This is a genomic window from Exiguobacterium sp. A1_3_1, assembly GCF_048985645.1.
Classification (GTDB): Bacteria; Bacillota; Bacilli; order Exiguobacteriales; family Exiguobacteriaceae; genus Exiguobacterium_A; species Exiguobacterium_A indicum.
Genome location: NZ_WBYY01000249.1, coordinates 1 through 3456, shown reverse-complemented (window position 1 = coordinate 3456; position 3456 = coordinate 1). Strand labels below are relative to the sequence as shown.

General features: G+C 46.0%; 5 protein-coding genes. 2 read left to right on the top strand and 3 right to left on the bottom strand.

What is annotated here, in order from left to right:
* Positions 1-148: 148 nt before the first annotated feature.
* The 3 genes from F8N00_RS17175 to F8N00_RS17165 all read right to left on the bottom strand — a co-directional run bounded on the left by F8N00_RS17175 (position 149) and on the right by F8N00_RS17165 (position 2000).
* On the bottom strand, positions 149-472 hold the full coding sequence (locus F8N00_RS17175) for a hypothetical protein (protein WP_421018660.1): 324 nt from the start codon (positions 470-472) through the stop codon (positions 149-151).
* 105 nt (positions 473-577) lie between these two features.
* A complete protein-coding gene (locus F8N00_RS17170) occupies positions 578-1282 on the bottom strand; it encodes an AAA family ATPase (RefSeq protein ID WP_421018659.1) in 705 nt (234 codons plus the stop codon).
* A gap of 10 nt (positions 1283-1292) precedes the next feature.
* Entirely contained in the window at positions 1293-2000 is a 708-nt protein-coding gene (locus F8N00_RS17165) for a hypothetical protein (protein WP_421018658.1), read from the bottom strand.
* A 161-nt stretch (positions 2001-2161) separates the two neighbouring features.
* Here F8N00_RS17165 and F8N00_RS17160 point away from each other — a divergent pair, with 161 nt between their 5' ends.
* Both F8N00_RS17160 and F8N00_RS17155 read left to right on the top strand, forming a co-directional pair.
* Positions 2162-2824: a Type 1 glutamine amidotransferase-like domain-containing protein gene (locus F8N00_RS17160; RefSeq protein ID WP_421018657.1), complete on the top strand. Its 663-nt coding sequence runs from the start codon at positions 2162-2164 to the stop codon at positions 2822-2824.
* A complete protein-coding gene (locus tag F8N00_RS17155) occupies positions 2821-3378 on the top strand; it encodes a histidine phosphatase family protein (protein WP_421018656.1) in 558 nt (185 codons plus the stop codon). Before F8N00_RS17160 ends, F8N00_RS17155 begins: the two co-directional genes overlap by 4 nt.
* Positions 3379-3456 lie beyond the last annotated feature (78 nt).

The following is a 3456-nucleotide window of genomic DNA, read 5'->3' as shown; positions in this document are numbered from 1 at the left end:
CTTGCCATCTGCATTCTTACCGTCACCACATCCGGTAAGCGGTAACAGTAAACCGGTTAATAAAAGAAGCGGAAATATCTTATGAGTACGCATGTTTAATCACTCCTTTTACATAATAAGAACCAAAACAATTAATACATGTTTTTAACTAATATCGATGGTGTTGCGCGATGTCATGCAGAAGTTCCGTGAACTCCTGCATGGACTCACCTGGTCCAAGAAATAGCTGGTAAGTCCGAATGTAAGGACCATGAATCAATATACGTTTTTCGAGTGTTGGTAAATGGAGTTGATAATGAATTTCTCCAACCTGATTGACCGACGCACTGTTCGTTGGAGTTACCGTCTCTTTAAAAGTAAGCGTCAGTTTAGCAGAATTGGCAGTCATGTAATCAATTTCCATTCCGAAATTCTCTGCTGAGAAATGGTGCTCGACAAGATTGACAAAGTGGGCACCACTAAAAAACTTCATAACACCCCACACCTCCTTTAACTATGTATATCCTATACATGTTTAACGAAAACCTATATTTCAAATATTACAAAAAAACCACCTCCAAAAGAGAGGTGGTTAACGTTATCCTGCCAGTTCAAGCATTTGAACGAACGCGACGTCCGGATCGGTCGTCTCGAATCGGTTCAACCAATCCTTGAAGTCGCCTTCGTACAAAATACGACCTTGATGAAGGAAGATGACATGGGCATCGGTATGCAATAGATCGTGTAATTGATGCGTCGAGAAGAGGCATGTTTGACCGTTTGCAGTCATCTGCTCGAAGCGTCGCATGATATGAAGCCGTGTTGCCGGATCGACCCCGCTCGTTGGCTCGTCAAAGATGTAGAGCGAACGTGGTACTGTCGTTAACAGGGTGACGAACAACCATTTCTTTTCGCCAACGGACATCTTACCGATTTTCATCTCCCACAGATGAGCGAATAAATCGAGCTCTCGTGGCTGTTTCAGATGACGCGTATACGTCTCTTGTTTGCGATATGCTTTCAAACGAGCGAGCCGACCGACGAAGACGGCAACATCCTTGCCCTTTAGTTCGTCCGAGTAATAGATGAATTGCGTCAAATAGAGAATGTCCGAGATATCAGGTAAGTCCAGTTCTCCGGACGTGATCGGTAAGGCACCGGTCATGCAATCAAACAGTGTCGTTTTACCGGCACCGTTCATCCCGATCAAGACGTTTAATTTTCTGGAAATGAGCGAGAAAGAGACGTCGTGTAACAGATCAGGTGATTTCGGATAGTTGAAGCGTACGTGTTGGACGTGCATCTGAATCCTCCTATCGGGTCAGCAATGACATGAGATTAAAGCGTTTGACAGAGAATAGACCAAGTAACAGATAAACGACGAGTACGACGGTCAAGATAAGTAACGATGCTCCCGTAACGTGCTCAGAGACGGCGAGACCAAGTGTTTTCATGACATAAAAAGGATTCAAGTAACTGTACCAGCGATCCGGTTGGCTATTCGCGAACAAGAACAGGGGATACATGACGATGTTGATTAATGTCGACATACTCGAAATCTTTGCCGGAAGCATCGTCAAGGCGATACTTGCAAAAGCAAGCGGGATGCTGAGCAACAAGACGAGATAAGCCAGTAACAACGTCAAAGGTGAGAAGAAGCCGAATACGAGCATCAGGATCGTCGTAAAGACCGTCAAACTAACGGCTGCAAACACGAGCTGAACGAGTACGAGTGCGAGAATACAACCAATCTTACTACCGGAAATCATGATATATGTCTTCATCAAACCATGCTCCCGCATCCGGGCAAGTTGGAGACCGATACTGTTCACGTAAATCGAGAGCAAGATATAGCCCCAAAAGAGCGCGAGGAACCACAGGAAACTAATTTCTGTGAAGTCGCGTCGTGACCCGAAGACAAAGGCGAGAATCAACGGGAAGATCAACGACCAAAAGACCGGAATTTTATCGGTCAGCATGATTTTTAAGTAGAGTATGAAGTAGCTAGGAATCGAATACATATGTGCCTCCCGTTCACAAAAATTGGTCAAAATATGAGCCTGTATGTTTTATACGAAAGAAATTGGAGAAAAGTTCCTGATGAAGTAAGTTGTTAATAAAAGTAAGAATACCAGAAACGCACAAATATTGTAAACTGAAGCAAAGGACAGGAGGTATCACGATGGACTATTTATTAACGTCCGGTGGGGTACAGAATCCATCGCTTCACAAAGCGTTACGCGAGATGCTCAGAAAACCAATTGAGAAATGCCATGCCATCGCGATCACGACAGCTTCCTACGCATTAGGCAGAGGAATGGCCCTCGCTGTCAACTTCATTCAAGGAAAAGATGAGGTACCGATGGTCGATTTAGGATGGAAGTCAGTCGGTCTGTTGGAATTATCAGCGGTCTCGGTAATTGATCCAGCAATTTGGCAACCAGCAGTCGAACAAGCGGATGTCATCCTCGTTAATGGTAGGGATCCACTCTTTCTACATCACTGGTTTGTCGAATCGGGCTTCGATCGACTATTACCGCAACTGACCGGTGTTTATGTCGGGATGAGCGCCGGTAGCATGGTGCTTACGCCACGAATCGGAACAGATTTCGTTGAATGGAAAAAGACGCCGGAGCAATCGGACGCAACATTAGGTCTCGTTGATTTTTCAATCTTCCCGCATCTCGATCATCCGCAGTTACCAGACAATCACTTACAAGTTGCCGAATCATGGGCTGAGACATTGACGAATCCAGCTTACGCGATCGACGACGCGACAGCGATCCGTGTCATCGGTTCGAACGTAGACGTGATTTCTGAAGGAAAGTGGGTCCAGTTGCGATGACGACGCTCTATTTCATTCGCCATTGCGAATCGATTAAAACAGGCAGTGATCGAGGGCGGGGATTAACGGATGCAGGTCAAGAACAAGCACAGGAACTCGTAGCGTTCTTTAAAGCGATACCGATTGACGCCATTTATTCGAGTCCAATGCGACGGGCGATAGACTCCGTTCGCCCACTTGCTGAGCAACGAGGTTTGCCGATCTACGAGGTAGCGTTTCAAGAACGGTGTTTTCAGGAAACAGACGAACGTTTATCACCTAAAAGGCTAGAAGAACTGTTGAAGCGATCATTCCAAAATGATGATTACGCGCAAAAAGGTGGAGAGTCGAATCAAATAGCACGCAATCGTGCTCTAGTAGCCATCGATCAGCTACGTAAAACCCACCCGCACCACCGATTGGTCGTCGCGACGCATGGTCTCGTGTTGGCGTTAGTGCTCGAACACTACACTGGACGACCGGCAAATGAGTGGCTGGGCGCGATGGGGAGTCCAGCAATCCATCAACTGACGTTCGATGCAGGCGGGAAAACGTCTCATGAACAACTCTTGTAAAATGATTAAATCTGCCCGCTGAAGATGAAACCGAGAAAGAGCAGTAGTAATACACCTGTCTCTTATACACATCTCCGA